General features: G+C 46.4%; 13 protein-coding genes and 3 pseudogenes. 5 read left to right on the forward strand and 11 right to left on the reverse strand.

Annotated elements, in window-relative coordinates; translation table 11 throughout:
• Positions 1-241: 241 nt before the first annotated feature.
• Both N909_RS0116150 and N909_RS23950 read right to left on the reverse strand, forming a co-directional pair.
• Complete coding sequence (locus N909_RS0116150; RefSeq protein ID WP_029916980.1) at positions 242-1,483, reverse strand: type II toxin-antitoxin system HipA family toxin; 1,242 nt, start codon at positions 1,481-1,483, stop codon at positions 242-244.
• A 6-nt stretch (positions 1,484-1,489) separates the two neighbouring features.
• Entirely contained in the window at positions 1,490-1,756 is a 267-nt protein-coding gene (locus N909_RS23950; RefSeq protein WP_029916982.1) for a helix-turn-helix transcriptional regulator, read from the reverse strand.
• A gap of 249 nt (positions 1,757-2,005) precedes the next feature.
• On the opposite strand from N909_RS23950, the pseudogene N909_RS25765 reads away from it, so the two are divergent.
• A pseudogene (locus N909_RS25765) lies at positions 2,006-2,091 on the forward strand (transposase); the annotation flags it as partial.
• A gap of 471 nt (positions 2,092-2,562) precedes the next feature.
• Here N909_RS25765 and N909_RS0116165 read toward each other — a convergent pair.
• Together N909_RS0116165 and N909_RS0116175 are read right to left on the reverse strand one after the other, a co-directional pair.
• On the reverse strand, positions 2,563-4,110 hold the full coding sequence (locus tag N909_RS0116165) for a hypothetical protein (protein ID WP_029916984.1): 1,548 nt from the start codon (positions 4,108-4,110) through the stop codon (positions 2,563-2,565).
• A gap of 430 nt (positions 4,111-4,540) precedes the next feature.
• Positions 4,541-6,181, reverse strand: coding sequence for an ABC1 kinase family protein (locus tag N909_RS0116175; protein ID WP_084167737.1), 1,641 nt, complete (start codon positions 6,179-6,181; stop codon positions 4,541-4,543).
• A 505-nt stretch (positions 6,182-6,686) separates the two neighbouring features.
• On the opposite strand from N909_RS0116175, the gene N909_RS24795 reads away from it, so the two are divergent.
• Together N909_RS24795 and N909_RS0116185 are read left to right on the forward strand one after the other, a co-directional pair.
• Complete coding sequence (locus tag N909_RS24795; RefSeq protein ID WP_051689831.1) at positions 6,687-7,127, forward strand: tetratricopeptide repeat protein; 441 nt, start codon at positions 6,687-6,689, stop codon at positions 7,125-7,127.
• 374 nt (positions 7,128-7,501) lie between these two features.
• Positions 7,502-12,934 (forward strand): site-specific integrase, encoded by a 5,433-nt coding sequence (locus N909_RS0116185; protein ID WP_029916989.1) that lies wholly within the window; start codon positions 7,502-7,504, stop codon positions 12,932-12,934.
• On the opposite strand, the gene N909_RS0116190 is transcribed toward N909_RS0116185, so the two are convergent.
• On the reverse strand, positions 12,924-13,991 hold the full coding sequence (locus N909_RS0116190; RefSeq protein WP_155005961.1) for a hypothetical protein: 1,068 nt from the start codon (positions 13,989-13,991) through the stop codon (positions 12,924-12,926). The genes N909_RS0116185 and N909_RS0116190 overlap by 11 nt on opposite strands.
• 326 nt (positions 13,992-14,317) lie before the next feature.
• Positions 14,318-14,605: a hypothetical protein gene (locus N909_RS0116195; protein ID WP_029916993.1), complete on the reverse strand. Its 288-nt coding sequence runs from the start codon at positions 14,603-14,605 to the stop codon at positions 14,318-14,320.
• A 235-nt stretch (positions 14,606-14,840) separates the two neighbouring features.
• Between N909_RS0116195 and N909_RS0116200 the strand changes: the two are divergent.
• Positions 14,841-15,263 (forward strand): annotated as a pseudogene (locus N909_RS0116200) (transposase); the annotation flags it as partial.
• Between the two features lie 158 nt (positions 15,264-15,421).
• Here the strand turns inward: N909_RS0116200 and N909_RS0116205 are convergent.
• The 5 genes from N909_RS0116205 to N909_RS0116225 all read right to left on the reverse strand — a co-directional run bounded on the left by N909_RS0116205 (position 15,422) and on the right by N909_RS0116225 (position 18,786).
• Positions 15,422-15,724, reverse strand: coding sequence for a CcdB family protein (locus N909_RS0116205; protein WP_029916998.1), 303 nt, complete (start codon positions 15,722-15,724; stop codon positions 15,422-15,424).
• Entirely contained in the window at positions 15,724-15,957 is a 234-nt protein-coding gene (locus N909_RS0116210) for a type II toxin-antitoxin system CcdA family antitoxin (RefSeq protein ID WP_029917000.1), read from the reverse strand. Before N909_RS0116210 ends, N909_RS0116205 begins: the two co-directional genes overlap by 1 nt.
• Positions 15,958-16,169: 212 nt before the next feature.
• Entirely contained in the window at positions 16,170-16,610 is a 441-nt protein-coding gene (locus tag N909_RS0116215; RefSeq protein ID WP_029917003.1) for a helix-turn-helix domain-containing protein, read from the reverse strand.
• 78 nt (positions 16,611-16,688) lie between these two features.
• Positions 16,689-17,819 carry an IS4 family transposase gene (locus N909_RS0116220; protein WP_029909970.1) on the reverse strand — a complete coding sequence of 377 codons (1,131 nt, stop codon included), beginning with the start codon at positions 17,817-17,819 and terminating at the stop codon, positions 16,689-16,691.
• A gap of 286 nt (positions 17,820-18,105) precedes the next feature.
• The gene (locus N909_RS0116225; RefSeq protein ID WP_051689833.1) at positions 18,106-18,786 is read right to left on the reverse strand and encodes a Wadjet anti-phage system protein JetD domain-containing protein; all 681 of its coding nucleotides are present in this window, start codon (positions 18,784-18,786) and stop codon (positions 18,106-18,108) included.
• A 146-nt stretch (positions 18,787-18,932) separates the two neighbouring features.
• On the opposite strand from N909_RS0116225, the pseudogene N909_RS23955 reads away from it, so the two are divergent.
• Positions 18,933-19,608: pseudogene (locus N909_RS23955) on the forward strand (IS6 family transposase).
• Positions 19,609-19,846 lie beyond the last annotated feature (238 nt).

The following is a 19,846-nucleotide window of genomic DNA, read 5'->3' on the forward strand; positions in this document are numbered from 1 at the left end:
CAGAGTTTCCGGATGACAACAAGCTAGTGTCCCGTTTGGTTAGTTATTTGAATTAATTTTGAGTCATTTTTGTTGCTGTCAAGGCGTGCCGCCGCAGGCCTAGTTTGGGCTAAGCCGAGAAGGCAGAACGTAGACAGCGGCAAAAATGATCGGAATTGGGATAGAGAACTAACCGTACGGGACACTAGGTCAACCGTCAAGCCGAGAGGTGTTCTTACTGTGTGATATTCCAAATATCCCTTCAAAACAGGCCTTGAACCTTGCTTCTTCTTTGCCGGAGTACCTGATCGATTCGTCCAATAATCGCTGGATCAGCATATCGTTGTCGATACTCTTCAGCCAACTCCAGCGCAGCATCCTCCACCTTTTTGGCAAGAGCCTTCAGTTCCCGTTTCACCACACGAAGGCCGACACCAATCTCGGCGGAAAATTTTTCCATATTGTCCGCCGCTAGATATCGCGGATCTTTTTGGCCACCCATACGCATAGCGAACTTGTTGTTGACTTGCGGCTCATACACGGCGGTGGAGAGCAGATCATAAAAAGGCGCCAACCGGACAACACCGTCCGCATATAGAAACGAAATATTCTTGCCATGGGCGTCGGCATTGCCGATCAGAAAATTGAACAAAGCCCAACGCAATAGATCGCCAACATCGACCAGCGGTTCATCCGACCAGCCGCGCAGCAGCTTGAAACAATCGGCAAATCCGGGGCCACCTTCCTTTTCGTATTTAAACGCTGACTCCACGCCGAGGGCCTGGCAGAAGTCCTCCTGGTGCAGCCGAAGTATGCCATCTTTAGCCATCTTCCGATCATAGCGCTCCACCAGATAGAACTGCCTTCCGCCTATTTCAACAACTGTCGCGCTTGGCACTCTCAGACCGGCGCGAGCTGCCAAGTTCATGAAGAAGGCCTCGTTGAGGACGCTGTTTTCTAAGTGGTCGATCGGCGTCTTTAAAATATGAGAGGACGGTGCATCTCCTGCGGGGATAAAAAAATTAATCCCATCAAAATACACCGGCAACTTATTTTGCGCCCCGGCCAGAGACAAGCGTACGCCATCTTCATCCGCCAGAAACGGGTGATTCGGTAGATTGTCCAGTTCTGCCGCCAACTCATCGACGCAGATCGGCCGATAATGCCCGGCTGTTTCCAGGTGCTCTCCTTCCGGAAGCAGTCTCACGGCCCCGGCACAGTCACCACCCAACTCGGTTAGCAGTGCGAAGACATTTTCCGCGGAAATCCCCAGCCTGCGAGCCAGCTGAATTCTAATACTTCCTTCCGGAAGCAGGTTTTCAAAGAATGCCCGGCTTGGAGCATTATCGAAAGCTTCTGCCTGCAACGGCAAATGACGCGACAGCGGCAAAGCAGCAGTATTGTGCAAATATTCGGGTTGATAAAGAAACGATAATCCTCCTCCTCCGACCTGCATCAACCAGCCAACAGGTTCCCGATTCAGATAGACAACAAGGGCGGCCATCTTATGTCAATCCTTGAACGGTTTGGCAGCGCGAGGGTAGATATACAGTTCCAAACCCATCGATTTCAGCACTTGCAACACCCTGCCGATTTCGGCAGTTTCCTTCCCGTTTTCCAACTGGGACAGAAACTTTGTTCCCACTCCGGAGAGCCCGGCGGCTTCTTCCTGTAGCACCCCAAGCTGCTTTCTTTTGGCTCGCACAAGATGACCGATATCCTCAACTGTCGAAACTTTTCCCCATGAGGAATCTGCACTTTTACTTCTTTCTGTCATAACGATCCCCGTATCCTGTGAAATTTGTCCGTACGGGAATTTTTCTCCAAAATCGCTGCTCCGTCAAGGAATTTATCCGTTCAGACATATTTTTCAAAAATACTTGATTTTGAGTCATATCTGTCTGTACGAACATTTTGTCTCTAAAATCTACGTAAGCTTTCCTGGTAGGTTGACATGCCAAAAAGTAGAACCTCCTGGCAAAATACTGCCAGGAGGCTGAAAAAGACACTTTTTACTGAGAACTAGATTGTCGCCATTCTTAAAGAGGGGAGGCTGGCGTTAAAGTCAAAGACCTCTGTCGTAAGCACGGCATCTCTGATGCCACCTCTTTCCGTAAAGTCTTTATCAACATTGTCTTTTCCTGGGGAAGATTTGCTAGTTTCCGCAAAAACCATCTTATCCATCCAGAGAAGACAATGTTCTATTTTTTACAGTCGCCAAGCCACAGATTTTGCGAGGAGGTATTTTGATAAAGATAACCAATGTTGGCAAGATACCTCAGAGACTCAGGAGGATGATGATCGGGATCCAGTAGAGTAGCGGAATCCGGAACATGCTGTGCTGCGGCGTGCGTTCCACCTGGTCATGGCTTTCCGGATCAGTATGAACTCTTCCTTTTCTTGAGAGATGGCAGGGTGTCCTGTGTTCGCCCTGAAGAACTCAACTGATTGCACCACAATCAAACCAATCAGCTATGAAGGGGCACCCAGACAAAATCTCCACCCCACAGTAGGAGCCGACTTTCCATTACCGACCTGCTGCAACGCCGCAAATTTATGAACACCGACTGGAAAGAAAGCTCATTATTCAGCAGCCAGCGGCTGTTCCAGGACAGACAAATCCCACCGGTACAACCTCCCCTCACTGCTGAGGCCGGTTAAATGGTTTCCGTGCAAAAACAGCTCAGTGATGTCGCCCCGATGCCCCTTGAAGGTATGCACGATTTTTCTGCTCTCCAGATCGTAGGCGTAGAGGAATTCGTTACGCGCATTCACTTCGCTGAAGAGCAGAAAATGGCGGTAAAAAACCATTTTGTAGATGTCCGTTTGTTTGGTGACATCAAGCTCTTCATGAAAAAGCTCGCTGTACTCCTTTTCGTGGGGGAATAACGTGGGTATCTGAGAAACAGCCCCGGTCTGGCTGTCCAGAATCAACAGGCCTGCAAGATCGATGGAAAAATAAAGATAACGCTCCTGATAAACTCCGGCCGCTTCGATGTTGCGCCCCACCACATAGTTCCATTCTTCTTCATACTTGATGGTATTGATCTGCTTGACAAAACGGCCGTCCTCAAGGGCATAGACATTGATAAAACCACGAAAATTGGTGGCATACAGGAGCCCCTTATGGATAAAGACATTATTAATCCGGTTATAGTCGTCGTAATCGTGAATCTGCTCGATGTTGTCCGGATAATGTTTTTTCTCATCAATAACATACAGAAGTTCATCGTTTTTAAAGACCGTGATCCGGTCTCCTTCGCCATAGGCAATCAGGTAATCCTGGAATCTGCTCAGTCCTGATATCCAACCATCAATTTCTTCGGGGGCAGCTCTTTTGGGCTTAAGGCTCTGTTTTTCCAGACGCAGCAACTGTGCCACCCTGTTGCCGATATAGATAGTGTCGTCATCGACGGCGATTGAATTATAGGTATCGAAGCTGTCATAAACGAAGATCGGTTGCAGCTGCTGTTCGCCGATAAAAGCCAGCGTCTTTTTGTCATAGACTTCAACATATTCCCCTTCAACCGGTTCACGCTCGCTGGGGCGATTCAGATCCTTTTCGGCACGGGTGAGCACATACAGGCAGCTCTCATCCTCGGTCATATTCCACGCCCTGTTATGCTTGAGTTTTACATCCCGAACAAGCCCTGTCTTGCGGGCCAGGAGGTCCGGTTTAAGACGCAGATCAAGAGCCTGCTGGATGGGTGGAAAGGTATGGTCCTCCGGTGGCGAAAGAGAGAGAACGATTTGTTTGACTGGTTTCTTTTCCACATCGATATAGCGGTTGAAGGAAAAGCGCTCACAAAAATAATATTCACGCTCGGCATCAACCTCTTGACGCACCACAACCTCATGATCGGCGGTGCCGTAGACGCCCCGCACCGGCAGCTTGAATGTCTGCACCTCTTTTCGAGTCACGCCGACCTGCTGCTCATCAATAAAGATGGGCAGTCCTTCTATTTCGCAACTGAGTAAGAGCGTACCGTAATGCTTCTTGCCTTGGACGATATCGTACACGTCTCTCTCTTTGCTCAGGTGAAGATAGATGCCTATGGCAACAAGCAGCAGCAAAGAGAACAAAACCGTCTGTTTAATGGTCAATTTCTTGAAATACAGAATGAACCTCACTCGTTCACACCTCCCACAGAATCGGCTTCAGTCGCAATTTGACGAGTTAACATGGAAAATTGTTTAGGAATAAACTTATAAATAATTTTCATTACATACTCATTTCGCCAGTCAGATGCCATACTCTCCTGTCTTGCCAATATAGCGCTCCCAGTGACGATGCTGCTAGTATATTTCAGAAGCCATTTCACGAGACTGGGCGACACAATACTGAGCCTTCTTCGCCGGAGACTGTAATCTCACTATCTGGAAATCCGAGTTTTCCGGATGGACACTAAGTAGTTGGGTGGCTCTAGCCGAATTGTCGTCTGAAATGGGTTTCATTCGGATGAAATATTATTTCGGACTTAGGATATTTCTACTGAACCATTTTTCGCTACATTAGAGCGAATAGTAAATCAAGGCCGATTCCAATCGTAGGAAGCGTATTCTATTGTTTAAACTCACCGCGACTCTGCTTGCCGTCGCGCCGCCAGGCTCCGACAGCAACCAAAAAAGCACCGAAAATACCAACGTAAATTATGACTTCACCAAGGTAATGATGCCAGCCGAGGATCGGTGCATCTACCAACAAGGCACCGCCGATGATCAGTGCGGCAGAAACTATGGCACCAGTTAGCCGTTCAAGATTGCGGCCGACACGTCTGCCCAAAGCTTCCATGGCCGGAGTCTGGATCCGCCCCAGATCACCGTCGGCAATGCGACGAAGCATACGGCGCGTATCCCCAGGAGCTTCACTGACCAGGCGTTCCAGATCGCGAGCCAGGGTGCCTGTTTTCTCCTTGATCCTCTCAATGGAAAATTGCTGCTCGCTCAGGCGCGTGATCTGGTCACGAAACGATTCCAGGTAATTATGTTTGGGATCAAGTTGACGAATCATCGCTTCGAGGATGACGAAGGCTCGGGTAAGCAGAAAAAACTCGCCGGGGTTGTGAACCCCGTGCTGGCTTCCTGCTCGGATCAGGGAGTCAAGAACATCGCCAACACAAACATCAGCCAATTTCCCACGGTGAAGTTCCTGTAGAACGGCCTTGATGTCTAGCAACAGCGCCCCACGGTTGACCTCTTCGCGCCCACGCGGTGCCATTTCCAAATAGGCTCGTTTGGCGCCAAGTGCGTCGTTCTTGACGATCGCCTCAAGAAGGAGTTTCAGCGATTCACGCATCGCGACATCTAGTTCTCCGACCATGCCGAAATCAAGCAGAGAGAGGTGACCATCAGGGAGGACAAAGACATTGCCGGGATGCGGGTCGGCGTGGAATAGCCCGTCTTCAAAGATCGTTTGCAGCATCAATCGAACCAAGGTGTTAATTAGGCGTGGCATTTCATCTGGGTGCTTTTGGGCATAGCAGTTCACCGGTTCCCCGTCGGAAAACTCCATGGTGAGAACTTTGGCGCTCGACCATTTCCTGAACACCTTCGGTATCCAGAGGTCTGTGACATCGGCCAGAGCAATTCGGAAAAGAGTGATGGACCGTGCTTCGCGACGAAAATCAGTTTCGCGGTTCAGGCTGGCGGAGAATTCCTGGACCAACAGCGGCAAGTCGAAGGATACTAACGAAGGATAGAATCGTTCCCCAAATGCAACCAGAGATGTGAGCGCTCTCATGTCGGTGGCGATTATTGCGTCCAGTTCAGGCCTTTGAACCTTTACCGCCACGCGCCGTCCATTCAGTAAGGTCGCTTCGTGTACCTGGGCGATTGTGGCAGCAGCAATAGGGATTTCATTGAAGGTGGCGAAGATCTCCGCCATTGGCGCACCTAGTTCGGCTTCGATAGTGACGCGTATGGCATCAATACCAAGCGCTGGCAGCTGGTCGTGAAGCAGTTCCAGTTCCTGAATGTAGGCATCCGGTAGCAGGTCACGACGCAAGGCCAGGACCTGGCCGAGCTTGAGATAGGTCAGTCCCAACTCCTGGAAGGCTTCTCTCACCTCTCTCGGAGACGGACAATATGATATGCCGCGCAATACTCCGAGGAACTTGTGCCGGGCAAGGACCTTCAATATTTGCAGCAGCCGGGGTGCTGCTCGCCAAGAGTTTCTTTTCTCCAGTTTGATCAGCCCAGCCATAGAACGCCCCCAATTGTCACTGATTTGAGAGTGTTTTGAAAGCTAAGAAAAGAGTCCACAACTTTAGCTTCTCCACTATAATTGCTGACACGGCCCATCCTTTTGCCTGTGAAACCAGCCTGAACACATATTAATAGAGCAACAAGCGTGCCTAATGTCACTTTTGGTTGCGGTGGATACAGGGGCCGTTCAGCAGGGGGGAACCCCGAGAAATTAAATAAGGACGGAGGAAAATTCCGTCAGCAGAAGCCATCATATCTAACGGCACTGTTAAATGTGGTGGGATATTTTATGGATTTCATTTTTCCTGATGGTTTTCTCTGCCGCATTTCACGCAGCTTTTCAACCCTTCACTCTCTTAGAATCCCTTGATTTCCCCCCGGCACATGAATTGCTAGGTTTAAAGTGAGGCGATCTTTTTAAGGTCAAAAACCTATGGTGAATAGCGCTAATTCAGATGAATTAGCCTGGGAAGATGGTTATCAAGATTTGCAGGAGGATATGTATGCCATCAACGCAAACGTACCAGACCCAGGAAGGAATTGCTCAAGTCAAGCTGGGGAATACTTTTCTCGGGCTCAAACTATTAAATAGTGCTGCTAACGACGATCAGTCGCCAGAGGCGAAAGCTTGGTTTGGTTACTGCCTGGCGGTTGAAAAAAAACAGTACGTGAAGGGGCTACTTCTATGCCTTGAGGCAAAACAAAGCCAGCCTGAAAACTCGGATGTTTGTCTCGCCGCGGCCCGACTCTACCTCATTGCGGGGAACCGTGCGTCAGCCGTTAAGTCACTCCAGCAGGGGTTGGCCCTGAGGCCTAACCCGGAGATATCAAGACTTCTAAACGCAATCGGCGTTCGTAAAAAAACGGTATTTCCGTTTTTGCCGAGAGCTGGTCTTGTCAACAGAGCTTCCGGGCTCCTGTTTTGCAAACTGGGGTGGCGCTAGAAGGACTCAATTGCACTGTCAATAAAACAAGAAAAACCCACGGATACAATTTCGTGGGTTTTTCCTGGAATGCCGCATTCGCAGCACATAAAATTATTCGACTACCAAATACGAAAAAAGCACTCAGCCAATGAAGGCTAAGTGCTTGATATAATGGCGGGGCTGACGGGACTTGAACCCGCGACCCGGCGTGACAGGCCGGTTTTTATGAAATCCATAACTAGACGTATAATGATAAAAACTACTGTAAAATTGAGAATAATTTGAGTATTATGGATTTTCATGATGTAATATATGGAAATAAATAGTCTTAAAATGATGGATCTTTAATGCTATGGATGGGCCGGTTTTGACCTCCGGTGTGGAGTATTGTGGTGGAGACTGGTTCGAAATACGATAACTCACCTCATTGTGCAAGGCTGATCAACTATATTGAGCAACTCAATATCCCGATCGTTCCGGAAAGCTTTAGACAGTTGCTTGAGTTTCTTGACGCTCCTCTTGGCCTGCAACATATCTTCTTTTCCCTTCAGGAATTTTCTGTAGTCTCCTCCTACGTTATTGAGGTAACTCGTGGACCTCGCTGGAGATGGATTGTTGAGGTAATTTCGTCCCCAGCTGAGACCTGCCAGGAGTTCATCAAGGTCAAGAAATCTATAACTGATCACTTAATGGATGACCTAATATTTAGGTTCACCAAGAACCCTGGAACTACCCGAAATACCAGTTTGGCTCTGCTAGTAAAAACAAAACCGTTGTTTTCAATGCTTGGCTGCCGACCTATGCTTAAGTCGAATGTCAAAGCCTACCATCGCCTTCAAGCGCAGGCACTTATTGCATATCTAAGTTTTCAGAGAGAAAAGAGGCGCGGGAGATACATTCTCGCGCACGGCAAAGTCGAGAAGGAAGGTTTGGATGCTGTTCGGAAATTGGCATCGGCTGATTTTCAAAACAATCTCGAAAATTTCCCGTCAAAGTCTTTGACGCCGGAACAGTATCTGCGGATGGTTGAAAATCTCCAAAATTTTCCAGAACTAAATAAGATCAAGACATTTATTGAACAATCAATTTCGTTTAGCAGGGGGGTGTGCAAGAAAGTTGGGCGACCGGAAATCAAGGAGATTCCATACGAGGACAATCATGTTACGGACTTTTTCAGCGATGAAAATAAAGGTCTCAAAGATGAATGGAACGCCTGGAAATATCTCAAGTGGGCACCCTTTAAGGGGGACAATGTCAATAAGGCTTATAACGTCTTATCTCTGTCTGGAGATATAACGTATGAGTATTGCAGGTCCTCTCCTCGTCAACTTGTGCAGGCGAGTAAAGCAATCGGAAAAGAAAATCAGCGACTGTCGTTTTCTTGGTCGGAGCTGTCACAATATGATTTGGTTTCACTATTCCGTGAGATAACAGCAAACCAGCATCCAGACATTGCCGGCACTCTCGCTAATGCGTACCTGCATTTAATGCTGTGGGCTGGAATGACATCAAGGGAGATAGTGAGGGTGCAAGTTAATTCTGCATCGGCAGAAAAGAATGTGTACTTTACAGATACAGGAAAATTACGCCTTACTTCGCGCGGACCTAGGCTCAGCAAAGATACATCCACGTATACCTCAGTTCATCGAATATGCAAGCAAGATTACATTGACCTCCCTTTGCCGGAATGTGCCAAGCAGGCGATCAATTCAGCTTTGTGCGCTGAACCGCGACTCTTTGCCTTGCCTGCCAGAAAGGTTGATCAGTTATGCCAGGCAAGAGTTAGCGCAATTAAACGCAAGGAAAATGCCAAGCATTTGACGTTGTCCCGAATTAGAAACTATCATTTCAGACGACTTTCCCGCTTGTCCAAATGCGATATCTCAACCGCAGCGTTGACTCTGGGTAAGGATGATTTCCTGGCCAGAACTAAAATTCACTATGCCTCTTTTGACTCCGAGTTTTTGAGCGAAACTTTCCGGGAGTCGTGTTGCCAGATGCTTCAGTTGGCAGGTGTAGATACCGCATATCAACTCGTTGAACCTGCAGGCTCAACTCTGAATATTGGGACACCATTTCGTTTGACTAAAGGCATAATAGTAAGGACTGTCCGAAAACTGCAGAAAGAAATATCTGATGCTCGTCGCAATGTTTTTTCCCCTCAAGGGTTGATCCGCTTTCACAACTTATATTCTGTCTATACGGCGTTATGTGTTTGTTTTTCAACTGGTCACCGAAGGGCAAAGACGCCCTTCATTCATTTTGATGAATGGGATCGCTTAACCGGGTTTGGATGCATTCGGGATAAAGACACTGCAGATTATCAACATAGTCGCCTAGTCTGGATCCCCAAAGTCTGTGCTAGACAGCTGATGAACTACGGTCAGCATCTTCGAAATCTCAAGCTGATATTTGATTCTCAGGAGAAAAATCTGCAAAAATTCCCCTATGGGGCTGTGGATTTTTTCTTTATAGATGGTAATCGTTTAGATATAGGCTATAAGGTGTTTGCCGATGTACTTGCAACGTTGGGATATGACTTCGAGGGGCACCCTCATCGTCATTTCCTGAAAAGTGAGCTTCAGGAAAATGGTTGTGACACGGAGGTGCTAGAAGCATTTCTTGGTCATTGGCACACTGGTGAAGAACCATGGGTTCGGACATCTTCTCTTCATCCGGTGGATTTTAGGGCGGAACTGGAGCGGTGGCTCCCGTCTCTTCTGCATCAACTTGATTTTGTGCCAATCGAGGGGTTGCAAACCCCGGTCGGCTGCGAACTCAATCTGGTTGTCCCTGACAAGCAGAAACGCGTTGCGGCTAACCATTGCCATGCGGTTGAATTCTGCAAGCCTCCTGGGAAGTTTTGGTTGGAACTTTTTTCAGGACGGAGGCAAGCAACTGAAGACTGGAGGTCTGTGTTTCGCACAGAGCAGCTTCAGACGCTGTTTCATTTGCAAAAGCATTTTCCCAAGCTGTATGACGGTGAGGCTGGTTGTCAGGTTTCAGCCTCGCAGTTAGAAGCTTTTATCAAAGATTTATGTCCCTCCCCTCTGCACCCAGAAAAGAAGCATCGGCGATTGCATTTTTTGAATTTTGCTCTGGCAAGTGGAGTTCAATGCCTTGGGTGGCAAACCTCTTTTCCCCAGGTTCCTAGGATCATTCCGACTGAAAGAAATCGAATTCGCCCAAGTGCTCTAAGACGCATGGGCGGATTCAGGAGGTTGGAAGCTGCTTTTTTAAAGGACCTTGATGGACCGTTTCCCGCTGATCCACAGATCCAGATTGGTCAGATTGCGCTCTGTGCATTCCTTTATGGGGGACTATTGCATGAAAAATGGATTAAGTCGCTGCCTAGCGCATTGTTGAACGGAAAAATTTATCAGCATCAGGGCTGGATGTGGCTGGATCTTGATTTCGGAAACGTAGAAGAAAACGAAACTTCTGAAAATCGCTTCAAGAGGCAATCGCGACCAGAATCGTACCGGCGTTGGTTTCCAGATCCGTTAACGCAATTGTTAATTTGTCGCTGGCAGGAAAAAACAAAAAACAAGGAAAGGAAACCAGTAGAATCGGTTTGGGATGCGATTTCTGCCTACCTCGGACGGATCGGTGAGAAATGCTCTCGAAGTCTAAGGGGGCTACTGTTTTCTGTGCGCCCGTACTACACATTAACACTTCCCTCGTTTCTTTGTGCGTATGCTGAAAATAATTTACCATCGGCAAGTATGCCAGATCAGATATTTTTAAGGTCATTGACTGGAGAGATCTTATCCACACCGATTCAGCGAAGGACTCTTCCCCAATGCGATCCTGAAAAAACGCCAAATGAATATGTGACTGAGCAGCAAAAGGCTTATTTCAAACAATTCAAGATGATCTTTTCTGATGAAAAGAACGGTAAAGACAAAAAAGATCCACAAAAAGTACAAGGCGATATTGATAGTTTTCTGCGTGATAATGCTGAGCAGCTTAGCCCGATCCTGCAATTACTTGCCGTTTGGGCAAGGCAACTTCTGAACAAAAGCGAGTCCGAAAAAGAAAAAAGAGAAAAGACCGAGCCTTTGGCTGTTTCGTCAGTGCACACCTATATCAACCTGATCGGTGAAAAGCTCCTCGCCATTTGTCGTGATCAGAATCCTCTTGAGTTCGATGTCTCTGAATACGTCGCCTTTTATGAGCGACTAGATCGCGAGTTTGCCGATTGTGATGAGGGTGGTGATCAAGCCCTCGACGTAAATGGGACGGATCGTGCACCGATGGGACGTGTCGAGCAGTTTCATGGGCTTCTGGAACATTTCTATGGGGAACCTGAAATCGATATTACGGCAATAAGGGCTGCAAGAAAGGCTGGAAGGAAACCGCCGGCGGGTGCCATCAGCGTGAACCTGATTACCGAGCAGCAGTATGTGACAATTTTGCAGAATCTTGGCTGGGGGAAAAAAAGTCTTACACGCCTTGAAACTATGACATTGGTGGCAACCATCCTTGCCTACAGAACTGGGCTGCGAAAGTCTGAGCTGCATGGCTTGACCCTGGCGGACGTGCATCTGGTGGAGAATTTGGAGGTTAATGTTTTCCCGAACGATTATCGAGGGCTCAAAACAAGATCATCTGTTAGGCGTGTTCCTCTTTGCTTGTTGATTCACGATATGGACGAGTTGGAGTTTGTTACGGGCTGGATTAGACGACGCCTGAAAGAATCCCCCTCGGGGATAACGAAGAGCCTGCCCCTGTTTACGATATCGCAAGTCTCTGAAAAGCTGGTAAGCGAGGTCAGTCTTTTGGGGAACGCTCGCCAGGAAATCAAGTTGGTGCTTAGTGATCAATCCGTGGTCTGGCACCACAACCGCGATAGTTTTCTCCATACACTGTATTTCATGTTGCTATTGCGGGACGATATCCCTATGTACTCTGTTCCCCATTTTCTACAAGGTGAGTGTTTTTCAGCGAAAGCAAGGCGTCAGCTTCGTGAACAATTGTTCACGAATGATGCTTCCGGGCGGAAGGTTTTGTTTGGTGCAGCGACACTTATGGGGCATGCGGATATCGAAGAAGGATTTCGGTCCTACTTTCACTTGACGGACTGGTTGCTGGGCTACTATCTGCGGCATCCAGCCCATCTTCCAAAACTTTCGAACACAGCTTTGATGAATTTAACCGATCAGCGCAAATCCAAATCCAGAGTCAGTCAATGGCAGTCTTCGGCAAGTCCGCTTTGCTCGGCATTAACAGCATATAGCGATACGGTCGATAGTCATCCTTTGATGGAGAAGGCTTTTACTCCCCGCCGCAAGCCTGGTCGTAAAATCAAAGAGAAGGGTTTGCCCGAATTTGATGTCGCCCTCGCTGTCGCACAGATCGAATGTGGGGTGACTATCCCTAAAAGTTTGAAGGATGAGCTTACCGAGGTAAAGGATCTCTACGAGGAACTCCGAAGGTTAAGCCTTGCTAGACTGAAAAAATATCAGGATATGTGTCAATATGTAAAAGATTCTTATGTAGAGTATGCACATTATCTGGAGTGTACTGATGTAAATCGCGTCGCTGTATTGCGTAGATTGTCTGAAAAAATCGGAATCACGGTCGATCTTTCGCAAGCAATCTATCATCGCTCACGCTACAATCATGATGATGTCGACTATCGTAGGTGGAGTAAATCACTCGGTGTAGAGTTGTCGCAGGGGACGGCGTGTCAGATTAAGGGAGGGATAGACTGTATTAGGTTTGGTGCGGCTGCCTTGCAGATTGGACCTAAGGGAAGTAAAGCTGATTCTTTGGTCCTTTTTGTATTTTTGTCAAATTTGATTTCTGCTATTAGGAAATGAACTCAAAGTTTGTTTCTCTGTCTTTGTAGTATCCATTGAAATTGTAGTGCCCTTTATAGAAGTATCCTTTTTCTTTCGGGAGGTAATGATCCCTAAGTTTTATTTTTGCGCCTATTTTCCCAACGAGATAGGTTCTTAAATCTTCTGTTGTATCGTTCTGGAATAATACTGAAAATTTAAAGTTTCCTACTTTGAATGTCGATGATGATCCATTTTTAAGGCCGAGAACTAAAAGATTGGCGTTAAAATTTTGAGTAAAAAAATATGATTCGCAATTTTTTTTGGGTAAATATTCTTTCTCTTTAATTTTTTTTGAAACATAGTCAGTAATATATTTACTGCAATTTTTTATAAAGAACTCGCTAAAGTAGACAGTATATTTTTCGCCTCCGATTATGACGACGGAAGGATCGCTTGAGGACATGCTGAAGGTAGAAAGCTCGTATTCGAACTCATAATTATCGAATTCTAAAGCAGATTTTTCTGAAACGATTAATCTTTCAAGTGATCGGAAGTTTTCAAGGTCGAATATTTTTTCATGCACTGCAATGCAGAAATCAATTTTGCATTTTGTTTTTTTTAGTCCACTTCCAATATTTCTTATCTTTGAAACAATTTTCATTTCCTCAGATTCAAGTAGCGGACTTTCTCGCAAGTCAGCAATTGCCGAATAGATGTTGAAACTGTTTTTGGGGGATCTAAATCCTGTACCGTACTGGATCGAAAGTTCCTGAAAATAGCTCAGGGTGATAGTCAGGTAAGAGTAAAATAATGGGTCAGGCCGGAACTTTGTCGTGATGTTGAGGTGGTTAGGGTTTCCTTGATCTTGTTCCGTCAAATCGAAACTCTGCTCTGGCTCAAAGAACGCACCGATATAATGAGCAAAATCGAGGAGTAGTTTTTTTATCTCTGTGCAGACTTTCTCCCTAGTGATGTCGGAAGAGGATTGGGGGACGATTATCTCTATTCTACCTGCCCCTAGATGCATATCTGCTCCTGGTTTTGAAACCCCTGTGGTCGTGGAGAATTTTTTATCGTGGTCCATATATTCAATCAATTTTACTCTCCTGTCTTTGTGAAAGTCTCATGGAATTAACTTTGACAATATATTTCTGTCTGAGATGAATCCGTTTCCTTTTGTCAACTCGCTTGGATTGCGCAATCCGAGCGAGAGGCTTAGTTGTCGCTAAAATGAGCAATGATCGTGAAATAATTCTATCGTAGCGTGGCCCCCTCCTCGGATGGGGAATGAAAAAAAGCTTAAAATTTAACATTTAACGATTTGGACAGTTTCGGGGCAAGGGTCGGAGGTTATTTGGGTACAATCAATTTCGATTGTGGCAGGAGGGGGCATCCATAGTTAGATTCATCCTGAAATATACATCATTGATCAATTCCAAAATTCTCGTCCGGAAGTTCTCGGTTTTCATCGAACATAATCAGACTTCTTCGATGGTCTTTTAATGCGAGTAAAGCGACTTTAAAGCAGTCTTCACATAAATCTAAATGATAGGAGGTTCCGTCTTCCTTGGAACCATAACCCCATTGTGCTTTGAGTTCTCCAGATTCCTCAAATTTTTCACCATCAATATCTATAAAGAGGCTTTTTCCACAAACGTCACAGACGCAATCGACAACCGTTTCAAGAACTTGTTTCCCAAAAATTTTCATAGAGATACTCTTGGTTAGATCTTTTTAGTTTTTATTGCAACAAGCAAGTCAATGATTCCAAAACTCTATCACTACTTTAGTATACTATTCTATATCTGAAAGCATAAGTCTGATCAATATTTCAAATGTACCTATATTTGCAAATTCCCCATTGGGGGGGGTCTCATTCCAAATCTGATGTTCTGATATCTGAACGGTTTGACATTTAGTGAGCCAGATACACAAAATCCTTTACAGGCCCCTCTCCTGGCGGCTGTCCAATACCCAGGATGCCGATTTTTGCGTTGCCGCCCTTGAAGAGGCATTGCAGCGTTATGGCAAGCCCGAGATCTTCAACACCGATCAGGGCAGCCAGTTTACCAGCTATGCGTTCACCAGCGTACTGAAGGATGCCGACATCAAAATCTCGATGGACGGCAAAGGACGCTGGATGGACAGCGTCATGATCGAGAGACTCTGGCGGTCTCTCAAATACGAATGCATCTATCTCAACGCATTCGAAACAGGAAGCGAGGCAAGGGCCGGAATCGGCCGCTGGATTGATCGTTACAACAGCCAGCGCCCCCATTCCAGTCTGGACGACAGAACACCGGATGAGGCATATTGGCAAAAACCCCGGCCCGGCTACGCCGGACCGACCATCCGACTGGCGGCATGACCATGAAGGCTTTCCACCTTATTTCTGCCGCCGACCTGTTCAGTCAACTGGGGCCACCTCTTTTGTAAGTGTCATAGAGCTAAGCCTACGACATTTACGATTTGTCTAACAAGTGAGGCTTGGCGGAACGCTTACGATGATTTCCCGTGTGCAGCTTGTCAAACTCCGGTAAACAGAAAATCGAGTGAAGCTATTATTTCGTCGCGTTGCAAAACTGCTGAGTTGATTTTATTTTTCAAAGTCGAGGCCGGAATAGCCGCCAGCAAGTGCGTCATGAGGATATAGTCAACTCCTTCAATACGAATTACAGGATTGAGAATTTTCATTCTTTTCGAAACTTCTTCAACGGCAACCAACGGCGCAACGACTCTCGTAGAAAGTATGTCTATAATTTCATCCTGAAGATCCATCAGGTATGGAACGCTGCTAGATGGTGAGCCGTAAATGTCAAATTTCGCCATCAGAATTGCCTCAGTCCCTCGCTCCAAATGCCCTTGCGATCCACATATTTATTGGCCGCCTCAATCGCTTCTTGATTGGTTTTCAGCCACTCTTCCCGATCACGGTTTTCTAGTATCTGTTCCAAACTTTGTTCCAGGGTTTTTGACAGATTAATTTTGTTTTGTTTGGCCCGTTGTAGAAGATCGCTTCTGATACTGAGATTTGCCGATTGTTTGCGGGCTGTGTTCCCCATAAATACCTCCTGCGCATTTGTATGCGCATAATAACTTTTCACTCAAAGCCTGTCAAATAATTCAATCATAAAATCTGGAAACCCTATCTTCTTACATGTCACGACCAATAGCACATCAAAAACCCACCTGGCGATCCGGGGGGGGGGGGCTGATAAGTCAGAAATTTCAAGAAAAATTTACTTCTTTCTGAACAAGGCAGTGCAGATTCGGGTTAAAAAAACAATTGTGGGCTGATATTGAACCGCTTCGACAGCTTTGCAATATGGGTCTTGGTTAAGCTTTTCGACCCGCTTAAAATCTGTGAGACAAGCGATTTGGTGCCGATCTCATCTTTGAGATCGGAATAAGTCAAACCGTACTGGTCAATCAAAACCCTCAAAGTCGATATGCCTGGATCAATTGAGTTTCCCTCTTGATCAAAACGCTGAATGCTTTCAAGGCTGTTTTCATAGTCCTCAATGGAATCAGATACGATATCCATCAAATACAGCAGCGGCTCCCCCTCTCGATCCTCGGCTTTTGTCATAAGCTGTTCCAGCAACTCGAGGGCAAATTGATAATCATCATCAGTTTTTATTTCGATGGCCCGTTGTATTCTCCCCAAAAACGACAGAAACGAGTCCTCGATTTGCGTTACAGCTTCAGAGTTCATTCTTAGATCCTTGTTCGATTATTTTGATCAAATTTGATTATCCTATTTTTGACCTGCTTACATTGCTGTCTCATAGTTTCAAATAAGAGATAACTGCTTGTTGCATAAAGGTATTTTTGGTTTTGGCGGCAAGAACAGTTCTTTGAAATCGCGTCGTTCGAACAAGTTTAGCTGTAATATTCGCAACATCTGCTGCATGGAGCGTCCGATCTTCGCTTGAAATTTCAAGAACGCCAGCACCAGATACGCACACAGGGCAATCCAGAGCTGAGTCATCACGGCATTGCGCGAGGTTCCCAGAAAGCTCTTGATGCGCAGGTTTTGCTTGATCCATTTGAAGAACAGCTCAATCTGCCAGCGTTCTTTGTACAATTCAGCGACCGTTGCCGCTGGAATATCCAGCGCATTGGTCACAAATTCGTAAGTGATGTCGGTCTCCGCATCCAGATACACGACCTTGCGGAAAGTTCCCACGATGCCTTGCAGCTGAATCTGTTGATCCAAGAGGACCCCTGGACTTTTCCGGCCCCGACGCTTCTTGCCGGGAATGGTGACCGCATTGCTTTTCAGCCGGGCGACAAAGCGGACTTCTGCTTTCGTGAGCTCCTGATACCATGTGTAGTCAGTGTAGCCCCGGTCGAAAACAACGTAGGAGCCCTTGGGAAAGCCCAGTTGCCGAGCGACCTTGATTTCATGCTCCTTGCCTTCAGTCAGATCGACAAAGGCTGGCAAATAGCCGTCTGCATCCAGACCGATATGAAGTTTAGCGGCCCCTTTCTCTTTGCGGTACTTTGCCCAGGGAAACAGGGACAGCGTCAGGTCAATCATTGATGCATCCAGGAGAAAGAGCTTCTCCTTGAACTTAAACCGCTTTCGCGGTGCGCAACTCTGGCAGCGAGCCAATAACTGCTGAAACAAGGCCTCGTACATCTGATGAGGCTGTGTTTCATTCGCTCTGGCCAAGGTTGCCCGGCTGAATGGCCTGACACCAAGGTGGTAGAGCTTGCTACCTTGAGCCGCGATATTATCGGTAATATCCCTTAGACTGTTGCGGCCGGTCAGTTGGGCTGTCAACAGGGCTATAAATTGAGTCCAACGGGAAAACGAGCGGAATTTCTGACCGGCGTGATGTTTGTTTGCCAGAGCCTGAAATTCATGTCTCGGGAAAATACGTACAATTTGAGAAAGAACAGTGCTACAATGCGCCATGGCTTGGAACTCCTTGTTTTCAATGTGATTTTGGCGAATTCATTGTAACACAAGTGGGCTCCAGGCCATTGTTTTTATTGATCAATCTATGAGACAGCAGTGACCTGCTTAAGATAAAGTAATTGGCCGTCTGAATGATTGGCAAAAATACTATTCTCAGTTTGAAAAAAGAGAGAATTTTATTCAGTGACTTAAACTTTATTTGCAAAACCCGTCTAGGCCTCTAGGACTTCCATAAGCTATCAACTCTTAAGAGTAGGTAATTGAGGATCAATGTTTTCTTGCTCTAAAACCATTTTTCTCCCCTAGAAGCCTCAGCAAGATCAGAAATAAGGGCATTTTCAAAAACTGATTGAGAAAGAGTTCGAAAGGAAGCAGTTTCATCAGACCTACCAAATCTTCTTAATTTTTGTTTGTCCATCAAGTGAGGATAAACTTCTCGATCAACAGAATCGAAAATATGCTGATAAATACTCAAACCGCCGGCATCAATATCCCCCCAATGAAAAAACTTGACCGTTTCAGGCAGCTTCGCATCTAGCATCCTGAGCACAGTAGCTGCATTAGGGTTAAGAAAGCCGGATGAGAAAATCGTAATGCCTGCACCATGATCGTCTGTTTCACGGCAATGACGATTGAATGAAGCAAGGTTTTCTACAGTCAGGACGTAATTCAAATCTTCTGGAGACCTAGTAAATGAAAGAGCCTCAATCAAATCGGGGGGAACACCAACGAACGCGGGTATCCGACTGATATCCAGGAGAGAATCGCTGAAATGAATTCCCAAGGGTCCCTTAAAAAGCATCGCAGACGGATGCTTTGTTAAGCCTAAAGATTCATAGAGATCTCTAGAATTTTTATGGGGACTGCTATTGAATCGGTTCCAGACAGCAGCAAATCGATCCCTCAAGTTCTCCATAATTTTGGAATCACCTAGCATTTTTGCACTGAATGTTCTCAAATCCATATCTCTATGCTTTCCGGCCAGAACGGAAGCAAGAGCCAAGAACAGGGTGTTGACCGGGCATTGTCAAGTTAACCAGTCTCCCCGAGAATACACTGATGGACACATTAAAGAACGCTTACAAGGGACATTGTTACCCTTGATCAGTCATCAGTCACGCCGTATGGCTCTACCATCGATTCTCCCTCAGCTACCGGGAAGTCGAAGAGCTGCTCGCTGCCCGAGGAGTTGAGGTCAGCTACGAAGCTATCAGGATGTGGTGTCTGAAATTCCCCTCCTCTTATGCGAGGAGACTTCACAAGTCGACCGGAGGACCCGGCGATATCTGGCATCTCGACGAGATATTTATCAAAATTTGCGGGAAGAGACACTATCTGTGGAGAGCCGTTGATCAGGATGGGGATGAGATCGACATTCTGGTTCAAAAGAAGCGGGACAGGAAAGCTGCTCTGCGATTCTTCCGCAATCTGCTGAGGAAATCCGGGGTTCAACCCCCTTAAGATCGTAACCGACAAACTTCCTAGTTACCATGCTGCGTTAAGAGAATTAGCCCCCAATACACCTCACGAAACGAGTCAGTATCAGAACAATCGTGCCGAGGTTTCTCACCAACCAACTCGGCAGCAAGAGCGCAAGATGCGGCGATTCAAATCGCAGAGGCAAGCTCAGCAGTTTCTTTCATTCCATGGATTGGTCAACAACATCTTCCGTCAGCAGCGTCACCTGCTCAGCGCTAAGAGTTATCGTGTCCTTCGGGACCGGGCATTCAACATTTGGCAACAGCATACGTGTATCCAGCAGACAGAGGGGAATGGGGTGATTTGATCGAGGCGGCATTGGAGAGAAATTGCCTCGGGCGATTAACTTGACAATGTCATCCAAATATCCAAACTTTGCTGATAGACATCGTCATCACACCTTTCTGTTTACACCTTGCTGCTGCGAAAAATCATCCTGGAAACTTAATAATAACAATTATTTCTTGGGTTTCATGTGAAAACTTGAGCAGGGAGAGATGAAATAGTTCTTCTATCTGTTACCTTTTTTGTCTTTTTTTGATCTG

Origin of the sequence: Pelobacter seleniigenes DSM 18267, from assembly GCF_000711225.1 — a bacterium.
GTDB lineage: Bacteria > Desulfobacterota > Desulfuromonadia > Desulfuromonadales > Geopsychrobacteraceae > Seleniibacterium > Seleniibacterium seleniigenes.

What these genes read in the sequence shown, in the direction of transcription:
- N909_RS23950 (WP_029916982.1), bottom strand. Translation starts at nt 1,756, where the DNA reads ATGACAGAAAGAAGTAAAAGTGCAGATTCCTCATGGGGAAAAGTTTCG.
- N909_RS0116195 (WP_029916993.1), bottom strand. Translation starts at nt 14,605, where the DNA reads ATGAAAATTTTTGGGAAACAAGTTCTTGAAACGGTTGTCGATTGCGTC.
- N909_RS0116225 (WP_051689833.1), bottom strand. Translation starts at nt 18,786, where the DNA reads ATGGATTTGAGAACATTCAGTGCAAAAATGCTAGGTGATTCCAAAATT.
- N909_RS0116175 (WP_084167737.1), bottom strand. Translation starts at nt 6,181, where the DNA reads ATGGCTGGGCTGATCAAACTGGAGAAAAGAAACTCTTGGCGAGCAGCA.
- N909_RS0116205 (WP_029916998.1), bottom strand. Translation starts at nt 15,724, where the DNA reads ATGGCGAAATTTGACATTTACGGCTCACCATCTAGCAGCGTTCCATAC.
- N909_RS0116150 (WP_029916980.1), bottom strand. Translation starts at nt 1,483, where the DNA reads ATGGCCGCCCTTGTTGTCTATCTGAATCGGGAACCTGTTGGCTGGTTG.
- N909_RS0116215 (WP_029917003.1), bottom strand. Translation starts at nt 16,610, where the DNA reads ATGAACTCTGAAGCTGTAACGCAAATCGAGGACTCGTTTCTGTCGTTT.
- N909_RS24795 (WP_051689831.1), top strand. Translation starts at nt 6,687, where the DNA reads ATGCCATCAACGCAAACGTACCAGACCCAGGAAGGAATTGCTCAAGTC.
- N909_RS0116220 (WP_029909970.1), bottom strand. Translation starts at nt 17,819, where the DNA reads ATGGCGCATTGTAGCACTGTTCTTTCTCAAATTGTACGTATTTTCCCG.
- N909_RS0116210 (WP_029917000.1), bottom strand. Translation starts at nt 15,957, where the DNA reads ATGGGGAACACAGCCCGCAAACAATCGGCAAATCTCAGTATCAGAAGC.